Annotated in this window: 17 protein-coding genes; 9 read left to right on the plus strand and 8 right to left on the minus strand. The window is 52.5% G+C overall.

Annotated features, from left to right (window positions below):
- Nucleotides 1-29 precede the first annotated feature (29 nt).
- Together M0220_RS10440 and M0220_RS10445 are read left to right on the plus strand one after the other, a co-directional pair.
- Nucleotides 30-896, plus strand: a complete 867-nt coding sequence (locus M0220_RS10440) for a sirohydrochlorin chelatase (protein ID WP_264017593.1) — start codon at nt 30-32, stop codon at nt 894-896.
- A gap of 83 nt (nt 897-979) precedes the next feature.
- Nucleotides 980-2,569 (plus strand): ABC-F family ATPase, encoded by a 1,590-nt coding sequence (locus M0220_RS10445; RefSeq protein WP_030070595.1) that lies wholly within the window; start codon nt 980-982, stop codon nt 2,567-2,569.
- A 12-nt stretch (nt 2,570-2,581) separates the two neighbouring features.
- Here M0220_RS10445 and M0220_RS10450 read toward each other — a convergent pair whose 3' ends face one another.
- From M0220_RS10450 to M0220_RS10460, 3 genes are all read right to left on the minus strand, one after another.
- The gene (locus M0220_RS10450; RefSeq protein ID WP_264017594.1) at nt 2,582-3,175 is read right to left on the minus strand and encodes a cell division protein ZipA C-terminal FtsZ-binding domain-containing protein; all 594 of its coding nucleotides are present in this window, start codon (nt 3,173-3,175) and stop codon (nt 2,582-2,584) included.
- A 24-nt stretch (nt 3,176-3,199) separates the two neighbouring features.
- Nucleotides 3,200-3,670: a TspO/MBR family protein gene (locus tag M0220_RS10455; protein WP_264017595.1), complete on the minus strand. Its 471-nt coding sequence runs from the start codon at nt 3,668-3,670 to the stop codon at nt 3,200-3,202.
- Between the two features lie 124 nt (nt 3,671-3,794).
- The gene (locus M0220_RS10460; protein ID WP_264017596.1) at nt 3,795-4,913 is read right to left on the minus strand and encodes an alkene reductase; all 1,119 of its coding nucleotides are present in this window, start codon (nt 4,911-4,913) and stop codon (nt 3,795-3,797) included.
- 267 nt (nt 4,914-5,180) lie between these two features.
- Here M0220_RS10460 and M0220_RS10465 point away from each other — a divergent pair, with 267 nt between their 5' ends.
- A complete protein-coding gene (locus M0220_RS10465; protein ID WP_264017597.1) occupies nt 5,181-6,860 on the plus strand; it encodes a methyl-accepting chemotaxis protein in 1,680 nt (559 codons plus the stop codon).
- 12 nt (nt 6,861-6,872) lie between these two features.
- On the opposite strand, the gene M0220_RS10470 is transcribed toward M0220_RS10465, so the two are convergent.
- Together M0220_RS10470 and M0220_RS10475 are read right to left on the minus strand one after the other, a co-directional pair.
- Entirely contained in the window at nt 6,873-7,247 is a 375-nt protein-coding gene (locus tag M0220_RS10470) for a hypothetical protein (RefSeq protein ID WP_264017598.1), read from the minus strand.
- A 208-nt stretch (nt 7,248-7,455) separates the two neighbouring features.
- The gene (locus tag M0220_RS10475; protein WP_264017599.1) at nt 7,456-8,646 is read right to left on the minus strand and encodes a M24 family metallopeptidase; all 1,191 of its coding nucleotides are present in this window, start codon (nt 8,644-8,646) and stop codon (nt 7,456-7,458) included.
- A gap of 356 nt (nt 8,647-9,002) precedes the next feature.
- On the opposite strand from M0220_RS10475, the gene M0220_RS10480 reads away from it, so the two are divergent.
- Nucleotides 9,003-10,295, plus strand: a complete 1,293-nt coding sequence (locus M0220_RS10480) for an NAD(P)/FAD-dependent oxidoreductase (RefSeq protein ID WP_264017600.1) — start codon at nt 9,003-9,005, stop codon at nt 10,293-10,295.
- Between the two features lie 216 nt (nt 10,296-10,511).
- On the opposite strand, the gene M0220_RS10485 is transcribed toward M0220_RS10480, so the two are convergent.
- Complete coding sequence (locus tag M0220_RS10485) at nt 10,512-11,900, minus strand: glutamine synthetase family protein (RefSeq protein ID WP_030070426.1); 1,389 nt, start codon at nt 11,898-11,900, stop codon at nt 10,512-10,514.
- 266 nt (nt 11,901-12,166) lie between these two features.
- Between M0220_RS10485 and M0220_RS10490 the strand changes: the two genes are divergently transcribed.
- The 5 genes from M0220_RS10490 to M0220_RS10510 all read left to right on the plus strand — a co-directional run bounded on the left by M0220_RS10490 (nt 12,167) and on the right by M0220_RS10510 (nt 18,302).
- Nucleotides 12,167-12,973 (plus strand): gamma-glutamyl-gamma-aminobutyrate hydrolase family protein, encoded by an 807-nt coding sequence (locus M0220_RS10490; RefSeq protein ID WP_030070425.1) that lies wholly within the window; start codon nt 12,167-12,169, stop codon nt 12,971-12,973.
- Between the two features lie 35 nt (nt 12,974-13,008).
- A complete protein-coding gene (locus tag M0220_RS10495; protein ID WP_264017601.1) occupies nt 13,009-14,385 on the plus strand; it encodes an aspartate aminotransferase family protein in 1,377 nt (458 codons plus the stop codon).
- Nucleotides 14,385-15,884: an aldehyde dehydrogenase gene (locus M0220_RS10500; protein WP_030070423.1), complete on the plus strand. Its 1,500-nt coding sequence runs from the start codon at nt 14,385-14,387 to the stop codon at nt 15,882-15,884. The genes M0220_RS10495 and M0220_RS10500 overlap by 1 nt, the downstream gene beginning before the upstream one ends.
- Before the next feature lie 148 nt (nt 15,885-16,032).
- Complete coding sequence (nhaC, locus tag M0220_RS10505) at nt 16,033-17,574, plus strand: Na+/H+ antiporter NhaC (RefSeq protein WP_264017602.1); 1,542 nt, start codon at nt 16,033-16,035, stop codon at nt 17,572-17,574.
- Between the two features lie 176 nt (nt 17,575-17,750).
- Nucleotides 17,751-18,302, plus strand: a complete 552-nt coding sequence (locus M0220_RS10510; protein ID WP_030070421.1) for a cupin domain-containing protein — start codon at nt 17,751-17,753, stop codon at nt 18,300-18,302.
- A gap of 151 nt (nt 18,303-18,453) precedes the next feature.
- Here M0220_RS10510 and M0220_RS10515 read toward each other — a convergent pair whose 3' ends face one another.
- Nucleotides 18,454-19,149, minus strand: coding sequence for a transglycosylase SLT domain-containing protein (locus M0220_RS10515; RefSeq protein ID WP_264017603.1), 696 nt, complete (start codon nt 19,147-19,149; stop codon nt 18,454-18,456).
- Between the two features lie 128 nt (nt 19,150-19,277).
- On the minus strand, nt 19,278-20,696 hold the full coding sequence (locus tag M0220_RS10520) for an aminotransferase-like domain-containing protein (RefSeq protein ID WP_264017604.1): 1,419 nt from the start codon (nt 20,694-20,696) through the stop codon (nt 19,278-19,280).
- Nucleotides 20,697-20,764 lie beyond the last annotated feature (68 nt).

Genomic DNA, 20,764 nt, shown 5'->3' on the forward strand with positions numbered 1-20,764 from the left:
CAACAACTAACACCGATAGGTATACCGACATGCGCGCGATTTTTCTCGTCGATAACGGCTCATTACGGCCCCAGGCAACCCATAGCTTGCGCCGTGTAGCGTTTGCGCTCAGCCAACAGCTAGGAGAAACCGTGCAGGCGGCTTCTTTGCTGCACTCCAATAAAATTCCTCCTGAAGAGGTCGACGGTATCCCCGCGATTACCCTAGGCCCAGCGGCTGAGCGAAGCGCCGAGCAGGGGGCGACAGAGATCATTGTGCTGCCATTCTTCTTTGGGCCAAGCAAGGCTCTGACGGGCTACCTGCCAGAGCGCATGGCAGCACTGCAGGCGCGGTTTCCTCAAGTGAGCGTTCGTGTGGCCCAGCCGTTGGTAGATGAATGGGGCAATAACGACCTGCGTTTAGCCAAGCTGCTGGCTGACAACGTGCGCGACAAGCGCCAGGCGGGAACGACGCCACACGTAGCCCTGGTGGATCACGGTAGCCCGATTCCTGACGTGACAGCCGTGCGCAATCGCTTAGCTGGGCAGTTAAGCGTGCTACTGGGAGATGACGTTAGCTGCGTAGCAGCGGCTTCCATGGAGCGCCGTGATGGTGACGAATATCGCTTTAACGAGCCGTTGTTGGAACATTTGCTGGATACGCCGGAGTTTCAAACAGGCTCGGTGATTTTAGCGATGCTGTTTCTCTCGCCTGGGCGTCATGCGGGTGAAGGTGGCGATATCGCTGAGATTTGCGCCGCCGCTGCACAGCGCCACCCTGGGTTGAGCGTGACAACCACAGCGCTGGTGGGCGAACACGCTGGCATTGTCGATATACTCAGCACGCGACTGCGCCAAGCGCTTGATGGTGAACGCTTTCTACTTGAGCTGCCGGCTAAGTTAGGGAATGCCCGCTAGAGGGGAGGTGTAACGCTGCTCAAAGGCGCGTAGAATCGCGGGCCTTTGAACGCGCAATTACACTGTTAACCAGGGCTCACATCTTGATCGCAACCGCCAATATCACCATGCAGTTTGGGGCCAAGCCCCTGTTTGAAAATGTTTCCGTCAAATTTAATAACGGCAATCGCTACGGTTTGATTGGCGCCAATGGTTGCGGTAAATCCACCTTTATGAAAATTTTGGGTGGCGAGCTTGAGCCTTCGTCCGGTCAGGTCATGCTTGATAGCAGCACGCGGCTGGGTAAACTGCGTCAGGATCAGTTTGCCTATGAGAACGAACGGGTCATCGACACCGTTATCATGGGTAACGTTGAACTCTGGAAAGTAGCCGCCGAGCGCGAGCGGATCTATTCGTTGGCAGAAATGAGTGAAGCAGATGGCATGGCGGTGGCTGATCTTGAAGTGCGCTTTGCCGAGCTTGACGGCTATACCGCTGAGTCTCGCGCCGGAGAGCTACTGCTAGGGCTAGGTATTCCCATTGAACAGCATACCGGCCCGATGAGCGAAGTTGCTCCCGGCTGGAAGCTGCGCGTGCTGCTCGCCCAGGCGCTGTTTTCCGACCCGGATGTACTGCTGCTCGACGAACCGACTAACCACCTGGATATCAATACGATCCGCTGGCTGGAAGATATCCTTAAAGCGCGCAGCAGTACCATGGTGATTATTTCTCACGACCGTCACTTCCTGAATAGTGTGTGCACGCACATGGCGGACCTGGATTACGGGGAGATTACCTTGTTCCCTGGCAACTACGACGACTACATGACCGCTGCCACCGCTGCCCGCGAGCGCCAGCATTCGGATAATGCCAAGAAAAAAGCCCAAATTGCCGAGCTTCAGCAGTTTGTTAGCCGCTTTTCGGCCAACGCCTCTAAAGCCAAACAAGCCACTTCACGGGCGCGCCAGATCGACAAAATCAAGCTGGAAGATATCAAGCCATCCAGCCGGGTTAGCCCGTTTATCCGCTTCGATCAGAATAAAAAGATCCACCGCAATGCGGTGAACGTTGATGCGATCACTAAAGGCTACGATGATGAGAAGCCGCTCTTTGAGCGTTTCTCGATGACCGTCGAAGCGGGTGAGCGGATAGCCATTATCGGCCCCAACGGCATAGGTAAAACCACCCTGCTGAAAACCCTGGCGGGTGACTTGCATCCCGATGCCGGTGAAGTGAAGTGGACCGATGCCGCGGAAGTTGGCATGTTTGCTCAAGATCACACCGATGACTTTCCTGTCGATGCCACGCTCTTCGAGTGGATGAGTCAATGGACCAAAGGCGGCGAGCAGGTGGTGCGCGGTGCGTTGGGGCGGATGCTGTTTTCCAGCGACGACATTAATAAATCTGTCAGAGTGATTTCAGGTGGTGAGCAAGGGCGCATGCTGTTTGGCAAGTTAACGCTCACTAACCCCAACGTTTTGTTGATGGACGAGCCGACCAACCACCTGGATATGGAATCGATTGAGGCGCTGAACTTAGCGCTGGAGAACTATCCAGGTACGCTGATATTTGTAAGCCACGACCGCGAGTTTGTTTCGTCATTGGCCACGCGCATTATCGATATGCAGCCCGAGGGACTTGTCGACTTTAGCGGTAGCTATGATGACTACCTGCGTAGCCAAGGCGTGGTTTAATCGCTAAACAGGTTAGCCAATAATCTGTGTGTAGGTCGTTTCCGTGGCAGGTTCCCGGTCGACATCCAGTAAATCGCCGCTAAAGGTCTCGTGTAGTTCTTTGGCGAGTTCGACATAAACGTACATTTGCTGATTACGGCGTTTATGCAGCGGCGGTTTTACTAGCAGGCTAACCCCACGAATGGGTTCGTGGGTTTCCCCGCGCAGTAGGTCGGGCATCTCACCAGGCGGAAAGGCGTTAGCGATAGTGACTGGGTTGGAAGGCTGCTTGCCGCTGATAAGATAAATTTTCTTAACTGGGTCATAGGTGGCTTCTTTTCCCCGCAACCACTCGGCCAAACGTTCGTCTGTGGTGGCATCGGGGTGGGCAAAAATCACAAAAAGGGAGTGTTGTTTTACTTTCTCTTTACGCGCAGCAGGAGCTGGGGCCTCTGGTTCAGGCGGGGGAGATTGTGGTTCGGCTTTGGGCGTTGTCGGCGGCGTGGCGGCCTTTGCTTTAGCGCGGCGTCTTCTAGGTACCACCACATACACAAAAATGGCAGCTGCCAACAAGCCTAAGACTAATGAGGCAACAGCGAGTAGAAAAGGAAGCGAAGTGACATCCATGTGATAAACCCTGTCGATGGGCGTTTAGGCCCTGTGATTTAACCGTAGAATAGACGTATTAAGCGTCAACGCAAGCGCCACCCAAAGCCAGTAAGGCACCATTAACCAAGCTGCCAACAGGCTCACATTAGCAAATAGCACAATGGCTAGTGTAATTAATCCCAACAGGAGCACGATATCTGCCAGCGCTGTGGTGATCTGCTTTCGGCCAAAGAACAACCATGACCACGCCGCATTAACCAACAGTTGAAGGCCATAAACTATCAAGCCTGCCGTACGTAAGGGTGAGTCATCGGCCATATAAATGCGCCATGCCGCAATGGCCATCAATAGATAAAGAATGCCCCAGGCGATAGGGAAGGCGATGTCAGGTGGCGTCCAGCTGGGTTTGCGCAGTTCGCGGTACCAGTCATCAGGACGAAAACGCGCCCCCGTGGTGGCAGTAAGGCCAACAAGCAGGAGCGACACGAGCAGAGCGAACAGCGAACCGAGCATGACTCACCTGTAGGTTAAAATGCCAGAATCAATAGCCTAGCAGCGTTTGGGCAGGCGCAGACAAAAAAAAAGCACCACTTAAGTGGTGCTTTTCATTCTTATGGCATGTTGTTGGGCAAGCTCTTTAGTCAATACGATCGTAGCCGTTATCCATAAATGGATAATCGGTATAGCCTTTTTCGTCACCACCGTAGAACGTTTCGGGGTTCGGTTCGGTAAGTGGCGCGTTCACTCGGAAGCGTTCTGGCAAGTCTGGGTTGGCGATATAAGGACGGCCAAAGGCCACCGCATCAGCAGTTTTTTCGCTAATGCGAGCTTCTGCGTGAGCAGTGTCGTAGTTGCCGCAGTAGATCAGGCAGCCGTTAAAGCGTTCGCGCATTTGTTCCCGAAAGCCGTCAGGGAAGGTGATGTCGCCACCAATCCAGTTAGGCTCATTTAAGTGCAGATAGGCTAAGCCGCGTTTGGACAGTTGCTCCGCAAGATAGAAAGCCATGGCTTCAGGCTCATCATCGGTCAGGCCGAACAGTTCGATAAACGGCGTCAGGCGAATGCCAACACGTGCTGCGCCAAATACCTCAATCACCGCATCGACGACTTCCAATGGAAAGCGTGCGCGATTCTCCAACGAGCCGCCATATTGGTCGGTACGCTGATTGGTGCCGGTGGCCAAAAACTGGTTAAGCAAGTAAGCATTGGCTGCATGCACTTCAACCATATCGAAGCCTGCGCGTTTGGCGCGAACGGCCGCTTGGCGGTAGTCATCGACAATGCCTGGGATCTCATCGGTTTCCAGTGCACGGGGCGTACTGGTAGGGTGCTGGCCAGCAGTGCCGTCTTCAAACTCAACAAAGCACTGAGCGCCTTCCCCTTTTAATGCACTAGGGGCAACAGGCTGTTGGCCATTCGGTTGCACCATTTCATGGGACACGCGCCCAACGTGCCACAGCTGCAGCGCGATACGGCCGCCTTTGGCATGTACTGCATTCACCACACCCTTCCAGCCAGCTTCTTGCTCATCTGTCCAGATGCCTGGTGTATACACATAACCCTTGGCAGTAGGGGAAATATTGGTGGCTTCACTAATAATCAGCCCAGCCCCTGCTCGTTGGCCGTAATAGGCTTCCTGCATCTTGCCTGGAACGCTGTCTGGGGTGCGTGAGCGTGTTAGGGGCGCCATGATCACGCGGTTCGGAATCGATAAACTGCCTAACTGAATAGGGGTGAAGAGCGTTTCATACGCCATGGGCAAACTCCTTTTGGAAACGGTCAATTAGATCGAGATGAATAGAATAGACCAGTTTACTATAAACTGCTAAGCAGTGATATAGATGCCGTTAGGCCGCCAGGGGCATTCGTTACATCACAGAGCTGCAACATTTGTAGATAAAAGCGCCATTTGCTTGATGCGTGTCAATTACGTGAATTTTGTTAAAAAAAGTTAAAGAGTAAAATGAGTGTGTTGTTGAACTGTTAAACCAAACCGCCATGCGCTAATGCGCCGAGAGCTATTATGTTGCGAATGACAATTAAAAAACGCCTGATCTTGATGGTTATCGTAATGCTAATACTCATGTTAGGTATTAGCGCAATGGGCTTTAGCGGAATGGCTTCCTCTAATCGCGCTGTGGATACGATTTATCAAGAAAATTTACGTGATACCCAACGCATTGCTCAGCTTAATGACCACTCTAAAGATATGATTATGGAGTTGTCACTTTCGGGGCAGCATGACCCGGTGCTGTCAGTTAGTACGCTTCACGATCACTCTGTGCAGATGCATATGGATAATATTATTCAAAATATCTCGCAGATCGATGCTATATGGCATGCGTACTCGTCTAATGAAATGTCTGCTGAAACAGAAGCGCTCGCGGCGCGTTTCCGCGAGAGTTATCAGCAGCTTTTAGTGACGGTAGCTCCCACGATGCCTCTTTACTCAGTCGGTAACTACGAAGAGGCCAATGAGATGGCCTTCACCCAAGCGTTACCTGCCTATCGTCAAATGCACGCCACGTTAAATGAACTCATTGCACAGGAAGAGCGCGAGGCTCAGGCGGGCTATGAAAATGCAGTATCACGCGCGGCAACGATGGGGAACTTAATGATCGGTGCCCTACTGGTCGCTGTTATCCTGGCGGGTATTCTTAGCTGGCTGCTAATTCAACGTATCTTGCAGCCGCTGGTACAAGCGCGTCGTCATTTTCATGCGATGGCAGAAGGCGACCTAACGCAAAAAATTCACCATGCCCACCGCGATGAAATCGGCGATATGCTTGATGAACTAGGCGATATGCAAGGCAAACTGCAAGGACTTATCGGTAGTATTCAGGCCTCAGCGGGCGCCATCTCGAGCGCTTCAAGTCAAATTTCGTCGGGCAATATTGACCTGTCACAGCGTACTGAAGAGCAGGCATCTAGCCTTCAAGAGACTGCCGCAAGTATGGAACAGGTGGCTGCGACGGTAAAAAATAATACCCAGCACACTGGCGAAGCGAACGCGCTTGCACACACCGCTAGCCGCTCAGCGAGCTATGGTGGCGAAAAAGTCAAAGAAGCCGTCAATAAAATGGATGAACTCAATCACAGTTCAGAAAAAATTAGCGGTATTGTGGCTTTAATCGACGGTATTGCCTTTCAGACCAATATTTTGGCGTTGAATGCCTCGGTAGAAGCAGCCCGTGCTGGAGAGCAGGGGCGGGGCTTTGCGGTGGTTGCTCAAGAAGTGAGAAGCCTGGCGCAGCGCAGCGCGGACGCAGCCAAACAAATTCAAGACTTGATTACCGACAATAACAGCGTGGTTGAGCAGGGAAGCAATCTGGTGAAAGCCGTTGGGGAGTCAATGGCACAGATAGTGGTAAATATCGGTAAAGTGTCGGACCTTATGGAGGACGTAAGCCGAGCATCTGATGAGCAGACCTCAGCCATTGATCAAATGAGCATTGCGATTAACCAGATGGATGATGTCACTCAGCAAAACGCCTCACTGGTTGAGCAAACGGCCACTGCATCGGCCTCGTTGGGAGAGCAGGCGCAAGACCTTGCGAACGCAGTTGCCTATTTTAAAGTGGCGGAGGGCTATCAGCTACCGATGCCACAAAAATCAGCAGGCGTGAGTAAGCAACCTGTTTCTAGCTATCAAGCACCTACTCAAAAAGCTGAGCTAGTTGCTGACGAGTGGGAAACATTCTAACGAGCCAACCATTTAAAAGCGTCGCTGCCAAGGCCAGCGGCGCTTGGCTGGCGTGTCGATTTGTTCAATCGCGTTGGTTAGCGCCAGCATAATCGCACTTAGCTGACGGTAACAAACAGCGCTGCTTAGTACGCCAGGGCACTGCTTGAGGAGCAAGTCGCACTGCTGAGAGGCGATAAACACGTGCTCGGTGACAAGTGGCGGGAAGAGCGGTTTGGCTTGCTGGCTGCAGCGGGCTAATTCCCGCGACATCAGGGTGAGCATGCTGGTGTCTAGCCAGCAGGGCAGGGGGTCGTCTAACCGGCCGGCAATCGAGTGCTGCACTGCTTCAAAAGAGGTGCGTAAAAAAATCAACGTTTGGCGAAGCTGGCGTTGCTCACTAGTCATGGCACTTATCCATAGAGCTTACTTTTAGTACTGACTGATCGAACTTGCTATCAGGGCTTACTAACAGAGCTTGTCGTTACCTCCACTGATTGTCACCTCAGATGAAAGCATCTATGAAAAGATAGTAGTTCTCATTTGCATCTTTGGTGACAATAACGCTGGTTAATCATACTGTCAATCTTAGGTTATTAGCGCGATGATCTATTCGTTATTGATCGGTTGCCTGATAGAGCTGCCAATCGTTGTTGGTCAGTGGCTCAGCGCCGTGTTGGGTAACCACCACGGTATCGCTTAACCCTACTCCCCACTGGCCCGGAACGCGTAGGCAAAGCGGTAAGTGGAAGACCATGTTTTCTTCGAAGGGACGATGTAGGCCTTGCGCGATATAGCCGGTGCCTTCCACCCAGCTAGGGGGGAATTGTGCGCCTACGGCGTAGCCAAATACCCCCGAGAAAAACAGCTGGTCACGGGTGGGTGCCAGCAGGGCATCCGCTGCCCTCGCGGCATTATCAAAGGTGTTGCCTGGTTTCATGTGGCTGCACAGCGTCTCGAACAGCGAGCGGCACAAGTCGCGGGTGGCGGTTAATTCAGCGTTAGGCTTACCTGTCACCGCCGTGCGCATCATTGGGGCGGTATAGCGCTGGTAAGCGGCACCAAATTCTAAAAATATCGGTTCATTGGGCTGGATTACGCGACGCTTATGGTTAACGTGAATCACGCCGATGCGGTGCCCGCTGGTCACGATAGGCTGCAAACTCATGAACTCGCTACCGTTTTCTAGCAGTGCTTTAGCACCGATGGCCGCAATATCGTTATCGGTCATGCCTGGGCGAATAGCGGCCATCGCTGCCTCTAAGCCCGCGGCGGTAATGCGCGCACTCTCGCTGAGCATTTCAAGCTCGGCGCTACTTTTAACAATGCGAATCGTATCGAGCAGATCACCTGCTTCGCAGAAGCGCTCTTTACTCACCGAGCGGGCCAGCGCGTCCATCACGCCTACACGTAAACCGCTGCTCCAGCCGTCGATGCCAATTTGCTCGCAAGGTGTGAGTAAGTCCGCAAGCGGCGTGATGATCTCATCCAGGCTTTCCCATCGGTAACCAATGATTTCATCAACACGCGCCGTGACCACGGCCGCCCCTGTTTCGATAGAGGCCACCTGCAACACCAGCTGTGTAGGTGTGCACACTAAGCAGGCGTGTACTGATACCTCAAAAGTGTGATAGCCGGTTAAGTAGTTAATGTCGGCAGGGTCGGTGAGCAGCAGTGCATCCAGCCCGCGCTGGGCCATGGCATAGCGCACCTTGTCTAGGCGCGTTTGGTATTCGGAAGGCGCAAAGGGCAACTCACTTTGGGCGAGCGTCTCGGCAAGGGCGGTGCGGTAGTGTTGATAATCCATAGCGGTCTCCGGTGGCGGCTATGGTGAGTATAAGCAGATGCGCTAGCGTTACGCCGCTGAGGTTATCAACGCTAGCGATAACGGCGAGCCGCGACTCAATCATGCCCTTTAATAAGATACCAACAGATAGCACGACATCTCGCTCTCAATGAGGCGATGCATAAAACAGGTGGTGCCTATTTGCAGTGTAATGGTCGTGTGTTTTATACCCAGATGTTGCTTTTTTAATAACATTTATTTTGTGGTAAAAGGTGCGGTTACCTTCTATATCCCCATTTTATGCTGTTGCTTGCGCATTAGTACGCCGGTCTATATGATCAGATTGGTTAAAATAATCAACAAAAGGAAGGTGGCAAATGCAACCTCAAGCGTCTTCTGGTCATGTAGCGTCTTACTACGCGGCATCGTCAAACTCCACTTCTCAAAGGCCTATGCTGAAAGGGGACATTGAGTGTGATGTCTGCGTCGTCGGGGCTGGGTTTACGGGTGTTTCTGCAGCTCTACATTTGGCAGAGCGCGGCCACCGTGTAGTGGTGCTGGAAAGCGTGGCGATTGGCTTTGGGGCGTCTGGGCGCAACGGTGGCCAGATCGTTAACAGCTATAGCCGTGATATGGATGTTATCGAGAAACAAAACGGCGCTGAAACTGCCAGAGCGCTGGGTGCGATGGCCTTTGAGGGTAACCAGATTATCCGTCAGCGCATTGAAAAGTATCAGATCAACTGCGACCTAAAAGACGGCAATTTGTTTGCCGCCTGTAACAAGAAACAGTGGGAAGGCCTGAAAGAGCAAAAAGCCTTGTGGGAGCGTTACGGCCATCAGCAACTGGAGCTGTTGGAAGGTGAAGAGGTCAAACGAGAAATAGGCAGCGACCGTTATGTGGGAGCGTTGGTGGATCATTCTGGTGGACACCTGCATCCGCTCAACTTAGTGCTGGGGCAGGCAGCAGCGTTGGAGTCGTTGGGTGGCAAGGTTTTTGAGCACTCCCCCGTGACGCGCGTGGAGCACGGTGAGCCGGTAACGCTGCATACGCCCAAAGGCCGCGTGACCGCTCAACGAGTTGTCATGGCTGGCAATGCTTATTTGCAAGGGTTGCTACCCAAGCTGGAAAGCAAAGCGATGCCGTGTGGCACCCAGATCATTACCACTGAGCCGCTGTCTGAAGCGCTAGCTGCACGGTTACTGCCTAACGATAAAGCGGTAGAGGATTGCAATTACCTCTTGGATTACTATCGCCTGACCGCCGATAACCGCTTGCTGTATGGCGGCGGGGTGAACTATGGCGGGCAGGCGTCCGCTAGTATTGAGGCCGCTATTCGGCCGAAAATGCTGTCTACCTTCCCAGAACTTGGCGATGTCCGCGTCGATTACGCCTGGAGTGGTAACTTTTTGCTGACACTTAATCGCCTGCCGCAGTTCGGCCGCATTAATAGCAACGTTTACTACGCCCAGGGGTACTCTGGTCACGGGGTAACGTGCTCTCATCTGGCTGGCAAGTTAGTGGCAGAAACGATCAGCGGTGAAGAGACGCGCTTTGAAGCTTTTGCACAAATTTCCCACTTACCAATGCCTGGTGGGCGGTTGTTACGTGTCCCGCTTTCCGCGATGGGGGCGTGGTTCTACGCCATGCGTGACCGGCTGGCAGTTTAGCGCTCTAGAGCGAACCACTTTCTTGGCAACGGGTTGACGGAGATATTCGTCAGCCCGTTTTTAGATTAAATGAGATAGCACGGTAAAGCAGGTGAAAAGGCGTAGAGGGGGAGGGTTTAAAAGCGTGCTTATTAAAAAAAGCACCTATAAAAAGCACATAGAGAGAGGCGAGGACCTCTCTCTTTTCTATTAGCTATTTATTAGTTGCCTACCAAATCATACGTGTCGTAAGTACCAGTCATACTCCATGGCGCTAACTTCGCGCATGGTTTCGGCGCGCTCTGCTTGGCGGTTGGCAATGAACACTTCAATAAAGTCTTCGCCAAGCTGTTCGCCAAGTACGCGGTTGTTATTCAACAGGTGTAGTGCTTGTGTCCAGCTGTTAGTCAGCTGAGGCGCGACTTGGTCATAGGCGTTGCCGATGATTGGCTCCGCAGGTGCAATCTGTTGAGTTAGGCCATGGTGAATAGAGGCTAGCACGGTGGCCAGTAACAGATAGGGATTAACATCGGCACCCGCCACGCGGTGTTCTATGCGACGCGCTTCTTTAGGGCCTGCGGGGACGCGTATTGCCACAGAGCGGTTGTCGTACCCCCAGGTAGGTGCCATGGGCACATAGAGTCCTTCCTGAAAACGGCGGAACGAATTGAGGTTGGGGGCCAGCAGTGCCATGGAGTCTGGCATCAGTTCCAGCAGCCCTCCTACCGCGTGTTGCAGTGCGGAGCTCTCCAGCGGTTCGTCGCCGTTTTCGGCAAAGATATTATGTCCGTTGCTATCTACCAGGCTGACGTGAACATGGGTGCCGCTACCCGCTTCTAAGCCGTAAGGCTTGGCCATAAAAGTAGCTTCAAAGCCGTGCTTTAATGCAACGCCTTTGATCAGTCGTTTGAGTAGTACCGAGTGGTCGCAGGCGCTTAACGCATCATCTGTGTGAATCAGGTTGGCTTCAAACTGGCCGGGTGCACACTCTTTTAATACAGTATCCAGCGGCAAGCCTTGCGCCTGGGCGGCACTCTGCAAGTCATTGATAAATTCAGCATACTCGTCTAACTCCAACACCGAATAAAGCTGGCTTTGAGTGGCGCGCTCGCCGCTGCAAGGAGACTGCGGTGGCTGAATCAAGTTTTCTTCGTCGCGTAAACGATCAACCAGATAAAACTCTAGCTCGAGAGCAACAACGGGGGTCAATCCGCGGTCGGAGAATTGCTCAAGAATGCGCCGGAGAATCTGGCGTGGATCAGCAAAAAACGGCGAGCCATCCATCTCCTCCATGGTCATTAATAGCTGGCCATACTGGTTGTTATTCATCCAGGTGACCGGGTTGAGCGTGCCGGGAATGGCGCGACATACGCGGTCGCCGTCGCCGCTGGAAAGCCCCAGGCCTGTCTCTTCCACGGTGTTGCCATTGATGTCCAACGCAAATACCGAAGCAGGCAAATAAATGCCTTTTTCAAACACTTTGCCAAGGTTGTCGCTAGGAATGCGTTTACCACGAATAACGCCGTTAAGATCACTGATTAACAGGTCAATGCTGGTGATGTCTGGGTGACTGTCAAGAAAGTCCGAGGCTACGTTTTGAACGTCTGAATTATTGGCAGAGGACATACGTTGTACCTTATTTTTATGCCGTTTTAGTTGTGTTTCTGCTAACAGTATCCTTGCGTCGACAGTCGTCCGTGTCAATTATTTAATAACAAAAAATAGTGGTTTTAATTTAGGAATTGTTAATTTTATTTTTTAATTGCTTGTTTATCAGATAATTGTGGTGTTTTTTCATAAAAATTCTATTTTGCTATTGGAAAATAAAACAAGCCACGCTATGTTGAAGTGACTGTTGAATAAAACATAACAACTGACAAAGTGGTTTGACTATGCAAGCAACGCATTTCCGACGCCCACTGGTGGGTGTTATCGCCTGCTGCCGAGAAGTGGAAGGCCATCCTGCGCAGATAGTGACCGATAAATATCTGGAGGCACTCTACCAGTACGACATCACGCCGGTGATTCTTCCTGTGTTAGCCGCTGATATGTTGACGCCCGAGCAGCGTACTGAGCAGGCCGTCGCTCTGTTGAGTAGTCTGGATGGCTTGATGCTAACCGGTAGTTATACCAACGTTGCTCCTGACCGCTATGGTGCTGAACGCGCCCAAGAGAATACCCGCGCTGATGCTCGGCGCGATGAAGCGGCGCTTTGCTGGGTGCATGAGGCGCTACGTCAGGCGTTGCCTCTGTTTGGCATTTGTCGCGGCTTTCAGGAAATGAATGTCGCCTTTGGGGGCACGCTTCATCAGGCAGTTCAAACGCTACCAGGCATGCTCGATCATCGTGAGCCGCCCGCTGACGATGTGGCGGGCCACTATGCTCCCTCTCATACGGTAAGCATCCGCCCGGGTGGTGCCTTGGCAGCGCTCTATAGCAGCGAGCAGGCTGAGGTGAACTCACTTCATCAGCAGGGGATTGATCAGCTTGCAACGGGCCTTGAGGCAGAAGCCTGGGCGCCTGATGGGTTAGTTGAAGCGATTTCCGTACGCGACGCTGCTGCGTTCGCCCTGGCTGTTCAGTGGCATCCGGAGTGGCGTCCTAAAGAACATCCTTTCTATGACGCACTGTTTCAGGGGTTTGCGGCGGCCTGCCGTCAGCATCGTACCCAACGCGCCGCCCAGCTTGCTGCTAGCTGAACGCTTGTTGCAACGACTTGAACAGGAACTGACCTATGCAGACCCAGGACTATCAGACGCTGGATCGCCAACATCACCTTCATCCATTCACTGATTTTAAATCACTTGGCGAAGAGGGTAGCCGAATTATCACCCATGCCGATGGGGTATACATTTACGACAGCCAGGGCAGTCGTATTCTTGATGGTATGGCGGGTCTTTGGTGCGTCAATCTCGGTTACGGGCGTCAGGAGTTGGTTGACGCCGCCACCGAGCAGATGCAGCAGCTGCCGTATTACAACAACTTCTTTAAAACCACCCACCCACCGGCAGTGAAGCTGGCCGCAAAGCTGAGTGAGCTGGCACCCGAGCATATCAATCATGTGTTCTTCACGGGGTCCGGGTCTGAAGCCAACGATACCGTGCTGCGCATGATACGACGCTATTGGGCGATTAAGGGCAAGCCGGAAAAGCAATGGGTTATCTCGCGTGAAAATGGTTATCACGGCTCTACTGTCGCAGGCATGAGCCTTGGCGGGATGGCGCCGATGCATGATCAAGGCGGTCCATGTGTGCCGGGGATTACCCATATTTGCCAGCCTTACTGGTTTGGTGAAGGGCGCGACATGAGCCAGGAATCCTTTGGCAAGCAGTGTGCCCAAGCGTTGGAAGAGCAAATTCTGGCGTTAGGTGAAGACAAAGTGGCGGCTTTTATTGCTGAGCCGGTGCAGGGCGCAGGCGGTGCGATCATTCCGCCGGACAGCTATTGGCCTGCGGTGAAAGAGGTGTTGGCCAAGTACGACATTCTGTTGATTGCCGATGAAGTCATTTGCGGCTTCGGACGTTTAGGCGAGTGGTTTGGCAGTACTCACTATGGGTTAAAACCTGACCTGATGCCGATTGCCAAAGGGTTGTCGTCGGGCTATCTGCCCATTGGCGCGGTGCTGGTGGGAGATCGCGTAGCCGATACGCTGATTGAAGACGGCGGTGAGTTCTTCCACGGCTTTACTTATTCCGGCCACCCTGTGTGTGCGGCTGTTGCGCTTAAAAACCTCGAATTGCTGGAAAGTGAACGGGTAGTCGAGAAAGTCCGCGATGAATTGGGACCCTATCTGGCTAAGCGTTGGCAGGAACTGGCTGAGCATCCGTTGGTGGGTGAAGCCCGTTCGTTAGGCTTGATTGGTGCACTAGAAATAGTCGCCGACAAGAGTACCGGCGAACGCTTCGATAAGTCTCTTTCTGCGGGCAATCTGTGTCGTGATTTGTGCTTTGAAAGTGGCCTGGTGATGCGTTCAGTGGGCGATACGATGGTGATCTCTCCGCCGCTCACTATTACCTGCGATGAAATCGATGAATTAGTCAGCAAGGCGCGTTTGGCGTTGGATAAAATCGCTGAAAAGCTGGCGATAACACACCCTATGGAGAGTGCATAATGGCGGCAGATACACCGAAAACCCTCGCCGACTGGCAATCAAAAGCTTCATCGTTGAGCTTTGAAACGCGCGCCTTCATTAATGGTGAGTTTGTCGCTGCCGTCGATGGCAGCACGCTGACCAGCATTAACCCTGCCACCGGGCATGTTCTTGCAGAGGTGGCCAGCTGCGATGCTCAAGATGCTGAGCTTGCGACGCAAGCAGCCCGTGCAACCTTTGAAAGTGGTGTCTGGTCACGTTGCCACCCAAGTAAGCGCAAGCGGGTGCTACTGCGTCTAGCCGAGCTGGTAGAGGCCCACCGCGATGAATTAGCGCTGTTAGATACGTTGGATATGGGCAAGCCGATTTCCAGCTCGCTAGGGGATTTGGCAGGCACTGTTGCCTGCCTGCGCTATCAGGCGGAATGTATCGACAAGCTTTACGGTGAAGTGGCACCTACTGGAGATCGCGCGCTAGGGTTGGTACTGCGCGAGCCAATGGGCGTTATCGCTGCCATTGTGCCGTGGAATTTCCCACTAATGATGACGTCGTGGAAGATTGCACCGGCTCTGGCGGCGGGCAACAGCGTCATTCTCAAACCGTCGGAAAAATCTCCTTTGTCAGCGCTGCGCTTGGCACATCTTGCCAAGGAAGCGGGTATTCCCGATGGCGTCTTTCAGGTGCTGCCAGGTTACGGCCATACGGTGGGCAAGGCTTTGGCGCTTTCCATGCAGGTCGATGGTCTGGCATTTACAGGCTCCACCGGCGTGGGCAAACAGCTGATGCAGTACGCGGGACAATCCAACCTGAAACGCGTGTTTCTGGAGTGTGGCGGCAAAAGCCCCAACATCGTTTTCGCCGACTGCCAACACCTTGATGCCGTCGCTAAAAGCGCTGCGGAAGCTATTTTCCACAACCAAGGCGAAGTCTGTATTGCTGGTTCACGCCTGTTGGTGGAAAACAGTATTCGCAAAGACTTTGTGGCCCGCGTGGTGAAAGCTGCTGAGCATATGCAACCTGGAGACCCGCTCGATCCAGCTAGCTTCATGGGCGCCATGGTGGATGAAGCGCAGTACCAACGCGTACTGGAGTATATCCGCCAAGGTGAAAATGAAGGCGCTACCCTGAAGCTAGGCGGCGAACCTAGCGGTTCCAATGGGTATTTCCTGCCGCCTACAGTCTTCGATGATGTAACTCCCGAGATGCGCATTGGCCGCGAAGAAATATTTGGCCCTGTGCTGAGTGTGTTTGGTTTCGACAGCGAAGAGCAAGCGATTGCGCTGGCTAATGACAGCGACTACGGCCTTGCTGCTGGAGTTTGGAGCCAAGATATTGACCGCATCATGCGGGTCTCTCGGCGTCTGCAATCTGGCCAGGTATATGTGAATAACTGGGCTGGTATCGATCAGACTGTTCCCTTCGGTGGCGTTAAGCAGTCCGGCAATGGGCGCGATAAATCGCTTCACGCGCAAGAGAAATACTGTGAAGTGAAAACAGTGTGGATGTCGCTTAGCCCCTAAACATTGCGGTTCGTGACGAGCGAACCGCCATTGAAGACATTACGTTGAGTTACCTACAGCGCCAGGCGCTGCCGTTCAAGCGGTGGCACCTGGTAACGGCTCCCCTGTGCCTAAACACCTTATCAAACATGTAATAACACGCTTTGCGATGGTCCTAGCGGACCTGCAAAACGGTTTTTTACGCGGCTATATCGCTACCAACACCAACAACAAGCAAATGCTGAGTGAGGACATTATGTCGACCGACACTACTGCTAAGGACGATCAGGAAACACCGCGGCCAAGTTTAAAAGCGACCATGATACCGATTGTGTTTATGGCGGCATCATTGGGCGTATTTATTGGCTACTTCGAGACAGATCCGCACCTGCCACTGTTTTTAAGTGCGATTGTGGCGACGGTGGTGGCTATTGCGACGGGTAGCCGCTGGAAACAACTTGAAGCGGGTATCATGCGCTCTATTGGCCTGACGACTCAGGCAATTGTCATTCTGATTATTATCGGCACGATTATTGGCTACTGGATTGCTGGTGGGATTGTGCCCACGATGATCTATTACGGCCTGAGCATTCTGGCGCCAGATTACTTCTTGGTCGCGGCGTGCTTAATCTGCTGTTTAGTATCGTTGGCTGGGGGAAATGCCTGGACGGCGGCCGGGACTATTGGTATCGCCTTAATGGGCGTTGGTGAAGGGCTAGGCCTTAATCCCGCAATGGTCGCGGGAGCCGTGATCTCAGGCGTTTATTTTGGCGACAAAATTTCTCCGCTTTCTGAAACCACCAATATGGCGCCAGGTGTGGTTGGCGTTGATCTGTTTGAACACATTCGCTATATGCTTTACACCACGGTCCCTGCGCTAGCAGTTGCTTTGGTGCTTTATACTATCATCGGCTTGAACATGACGCCTTCTGGTGATGGCGCAACACAAGTAGCCGAGTTGCAGCAGAGTCTCAATGAGTTGTTTATCATCAGCCCCTGGCTGCTGCTGGTACCAGCGGCGGTTATCGTGATGATGATTAAGAAAGTACCCGCCATTCCTGCGCTTTCTGTAGGCTCATTGATGGGGATTGTCTGCGCGATTGTGGTTCAGGACGTGCCTTTAGGCGATAGCTTCACTATTTTTGTGGAAGGCTACGCGGTCGATACTGGAAACGTGACGGTAGACGAGCTGCTGACCAACGGCGGTGTCAGCGCCATGATGTGGACGGTTTCGCTAATCATTATCGCGATGAGCTTTGGCGGAATTCTTGAGTCGGCAGGGTTCTTTCGCACGATTGTTGAGAGTCTGCTTAAACTGGCTAAGACTACTGGCAGCCTGATTGCTACAACGGTAGCAACATCAATGGCCGCTAACGTCGTGGGTTGCGATCAGTATCTGAGTATTATTCTGCCTGCCCGTATGTATGCCAACGAGTACAGGCGCCGTTCGCTCAAGCTGAAAAACCTGTCTCGCACGGTAGAAGATGCAGGCACCATGACATCACCATTGGTGCCCTGGAATACCTGCGGTGCCTTTATGTTTGCCACGCTTGGGGTCAGTGCCTTTAGCTATGCGCCCTACGCCTTTCTGGCGTTGCTGAGTCCGATGTTTGCTCTTCTTTATGGTTTTACCGGCTTCCGTATCGCCTATGAAGACGACCCTCAAACGGTGGGTAACGACGAAGGGTTGGCCGGTGCCCGTAGCGCCTGAGCGGAGCATGATGGCTGAGGCTGATTAAGATACCTATTTTTCAAAACACCACGTTAATTGAGAGATTGCCCCACAGCCGTGGGGTTTTTTTTGCGCTATTATGTGCCCGTCAATAAACCGTCAACGTAATTCACTGATTTAAATTAATTCACTTATTAATAGGGAGTGAAAAAGGCATGTCGGATGACGTGGGTGCGAGCTTGCGCTCCTTGCGCAAACAGCGAGGAATTTCGCAGCGTGAACTGGCAAAGCTGTGTGGGGTCACTCACTCAAGCCTTTCGCTTATAGAGCAAGGAAAAGTTAGCCCATCAGTCAGTTCTCTGAAGAAAATCCTAAACGCTTTCTCTATGAGCGTTGGTGATTTCTTTACGATGGATCTTGATAGCCAGGAGCAGATTTTCTATTCGGCGGATGACTTGGTTGATATCGCATCCGGTGATATTTCCTTCAAGCTGGTCGGAGCAAATCGGCCCAACCGTGCACTGGCGTTTATGGTCGAACAATATTTGCCGGGCGCTGACACTGGCCAGGCTATGATTACTCACTATGGTGAAGAGGCTGGCTTTGTAGTAGAAGGCGAGATCGAAGTTATTGTTGGGAGCACTGCTAGACGTTTAGGGCCGGGGGAGTCTTATTATTTCAAGACAAGCGTTCCGCATCGTTTCCGAAACATTGGGGATGCCCCCTGTAAGATAATTAGCTGCGCTACGCCCGGTAAGGCGTTCTGACATCATTGGCATGGCTACCGTTATTGTTTCACCATGCCAACTATTACCACGCCAGAAAGTAGTGTTGTCAAAAACACAACGCTTACTAATGCCGTGCCACTTATTAGCCATGTCACTTACACGCCACTTAGTAGTGCTATGAGTGAGCCTCTTAACTACGACAAAACGGCCAGACTTGATAAAACTTGCGGCACTGAAACTCTGCTTCGCAAGCGTTGAGCTGCGCTTGATAACGGTTAGCGCGGGCTGCCACTTGGCTGCCTGCACGCAGTACGTGGGGTTTACTGCGGTAGGAGCCTCGCTGATAACCCCCTGCGCCTTCATGGTAAGCGTAATAAAGGTGTTCAGGATTACTTAGCGAAATGCCCGCCTGTTGCTGAGAACGGCGATTATACCAACCAATAAAATCAGTGGCGTGCTTCATATGCGTACGCCGTGCCATCAAACTGCCTGCTTGGTCACGGTACTCTCCCCATACTGGGTCTTGGGCCTGGGCATAACCTTTAGCTGAAGAAGGACGGGGGCCGGGAATAAAGCCCAGGTAATATTTGCGGTCTGGGCGCACATGGCTGCGAAATGAAGATTCCTGCTGAATAAACGCCATCTGCGTGGCAATAGGCGTGCCCCATTTCTCTTCTGATTCCCGAGCATAGTCATACCAGCTCGGCTGCTCACGAAAGATTTCACAAATATTGCTCTGATCTTCAGGCGGGCTAGGAGCAAAGGTTGCGCAGCCTGAAACAACGAGTATGGCGCTCAGCGCTATCAATAGGCGGAGTGCCGTGAAGGGTAACGAGAACCTGACCCTAAAACGCTTATCGATAGAATTATCAACAGGGCGACGCATGACAAAATCCTTGTGAATAAGTTTTTATAAATAAGCTCTTATAAATGAGTTCTAGTGAAGACATTTTTGCGGCTGCGCTTTTATCAATAGACCTAAAGCGTGCCACTAATACTTTCTAAACCTTGCGCTTAACGCAGCAGTAACTCTAAACAGCGGCGCAGCCGCTGTGCTTCACGCACTAATGTTACCCCTGATAGCATGCCCACGCCCATTACCAAGCCAACGCGTGGATCTGTCTTAGTGCATACCGTGCTTAGCGGACGAACAATGAAGTGTTCTTTGAGCAGTGCTTGGGCAAGTGCCACATCATTAACCCCTGGTGCAAACTCAACGCACAAGCTAATTGCGCTAGTCGGGGGAGACACATTGCTTACCTTGGGCAGTGAGCTGAGTTTGTCATGAAGCACCTGCTGGCGGCCTAAATAGTCGCGCTGAATACGGCGGCACCAGGCATCTAAATCACCATCAAACATAAACTGTGCCAATACCGCTTGTTCAAGCATACGGCCTTCGCGAAATAACTCGCTGCGCAAGCGGTTCATCGGGCCTGCCAAATGGTGTGGCACTACCAAATAGCCAAGCCGCAGGCCGGGAAACATCATCTTAGAGAATGAACCTACTAGTAAATGGCGTTCCGAGTTTGGATCAAACAGCAGGTTAGTGTGATCGTCTCGGGTGAATTCGTAGTCATCTTCAACCACATAAGTAGGCGATAGCGCAGTACACAACTGCTGCTTATGCGTAGCGTTTGTAGGCACGCTAAGCGGGTAGTGATGTGAGCCGGTCAAATAGGCAAGCGCAATATTATCGGTTGTCTGCGGTAAAGCGTGCCCGCTATCGGGAAACCAAGGCAGCATCTCAATCGAAAGACCGGCCGCAGTGAATATGTTGCGCGCCCCCCAGTAGCAGGGTGACTCTATTGCTACGGTATCGCCTACATCGGCTAATGCCATGGCGCATAGCTCAATGCCGTTATGGGTACCGTCGGTGATAATGATTTGCTCAATATCACAATGAATATTGCGCCAGCGTGCCAGAAACTCTCGGATTGCGCGCTTAAGCGGGCCATATCCGCCGGTAGAGTAAGAGAGCAGTAAAGCATTTTGTGGCACGGTGACGCTGGCATAAAGCTGACGCCACTTGCGCATTGGAAACTGCGCGATGTCCGGTATGCCAGGCACAAAGGCACCGCTTTGCACCGTGCTCGCCCCTGGCCAGCGCAACACTTGTTGAGCGCGTTTCGAAAGCTTAACACTTGGCGGTGTTGGCGCGGCAGACACTTCTTTCTTACAACTCCAGGTGCCTTTGCCATGAAACGTCGTCAGTAGGCCTTCTTCAATAAGCGACGCAATGGCACGAGACAGCGTGTGTCGAGCAACCCCCAACGTTACTGCCAACTGCCGGTGTGACGGCAGGCGAGTTTGGTGCGGCCACGCTTGGGAGACCGCCTGTCTCAGGGCTTGCTCTAGGCGCACTTGTTTACTCAAACGCTCAGGCTGCTGGGCATAGCGTTTTACAAGTTGCTGTAACACGTCCTGGCGATCCATTCACATCCTCTTATTGTCATGATGCTCCTCGTTTAACTAGTAAAACAGAAAAGTGGTCTGGTTGAACG

It is taken from the genome of Halomonas qinghailakensis (genome assembly GCF_025820815.1).
Lineage (GTDB): Bacteria > Pseudomonadota > Gammaproteobacteria > Pseudomonadales > Halomonadaceae > Vreelandella > Vreelandella qaidamensis.

Excerpts from the sequence above, each read along its gene's own strand:
- M0220_RS10440 (WP_264017593.1), top strand. The coding sequence starts at position 30 with ATGCGCGCGATTTTTCTCGTCGATAACGGCTCATTACGGCCCCAGGCA.
- M0220_RS10450 (WP_264017594.1), bottom strand. The coding sequence starts at position 3,175 with ATGGATGTCACTTCGCTTCCTTTTCTACTCGCTGTTGCCTCATTAGTC.
- M0220_RS10455 (WP_264017595.1), bottom strand. The coding sequence starts at position 3,670 with ATGCTCGGTTCGCTGTTCGCTCTGCTCGTGTCGCTCCTGCTTGTTGGC.
- M0220_RS10460 (WP_264017596.1), bottom strand. The coding sequence starts at position 4,913 with ATGGCGTATGAAACGCTCTTCACCCCTATTCAGTTAGGCAGTTTATCG.
- M0220_RS10465 (WP_264017597.1), top strand. The coding sequence starts at position 5,181 with ATGTTGCGAATGACAATTAAAAAACGCCTGATCTTGATGGTTATCGTA.
- M0220_RS10470 (WP_264017598.1), bottom strand. The coding sequence starts at position 7,247 with ATGACTAGTGAGCAACGCCAGCTTCGCCAAACGTTGATTTTTTTACGC.
- M0220_RS10475 (WP_264017599.1), bottom strand. The coding sequence starts at position 8,646 with ATGGATTATCAACACTACCGCACCGCCCTTGCCGAGACGCTCGCCCAA.
- M0220_RS10480 (WP_264017600.1), top strand. The coding sequence starts at position 9,003 with ATGCAACCTCAAGCGTCTTCTGGTCATGTAGCGTCTTACTACGCGGCA.
- M0220_RS10485 (WP_030070426.1), bottom strand. The coding sequence starts at position 11,900 with ATGTCCTCTGCCAATAATTCAGACGTTCAAAACGTAGCCTCGGACTTT.
- M0220_RS10490 (WP_030070425.1), top strand. The coding sequence starts at position 12,167 with ATGCAAGCAACGCATTTCCGACGCCCACTGGTGGGTGTTATCGCCTGC.
- M0220_RS10495 (WP_264017601.1), top strand. The coding sequence starts at position 13,009 with ATGCAGACCCAGGACTATCAGACGCTGGATCGCCAACATCACCTTCAT.
- M0220_RS10500 (WP_030070423.1), top strand. The coding sequence starts at position 14,385 with ATGGCGGCAGATACACCGAAAACCCTCGCCGACTGGCAATCAAAAGCT.
- nhaC (WP_264017602.1), top strand. The coding sequence starts at position 16,033 with ATGGTCCTAGCGGACCTGCAAAACGGTTTTTTACGCGGCTATATCGCT.
- M0220_RS10510 (WP_030070421.1), top strand. The coding sequence starts at position 17,751 with ATGTCGGATGACGTGGGTGCGAGCTTGCGCTCCTTGCGCAAACAGCGA.
- M0220_RS10515 (WP_264017603.1), bottom strand. The coding sequence starts at position 19,149 with ATGCGTCGCCCTGTTGATAATTCTATCGATAAGCGTTTTAGGGTCAGG.
- M0220_RS10520 (WP_264017604.1), bottom strand. The coding sequence starts at position 20,696 with ATGGATCGCCAGGACGTGTTACAGCAACTTGTAAAACGCTATGCCCAG.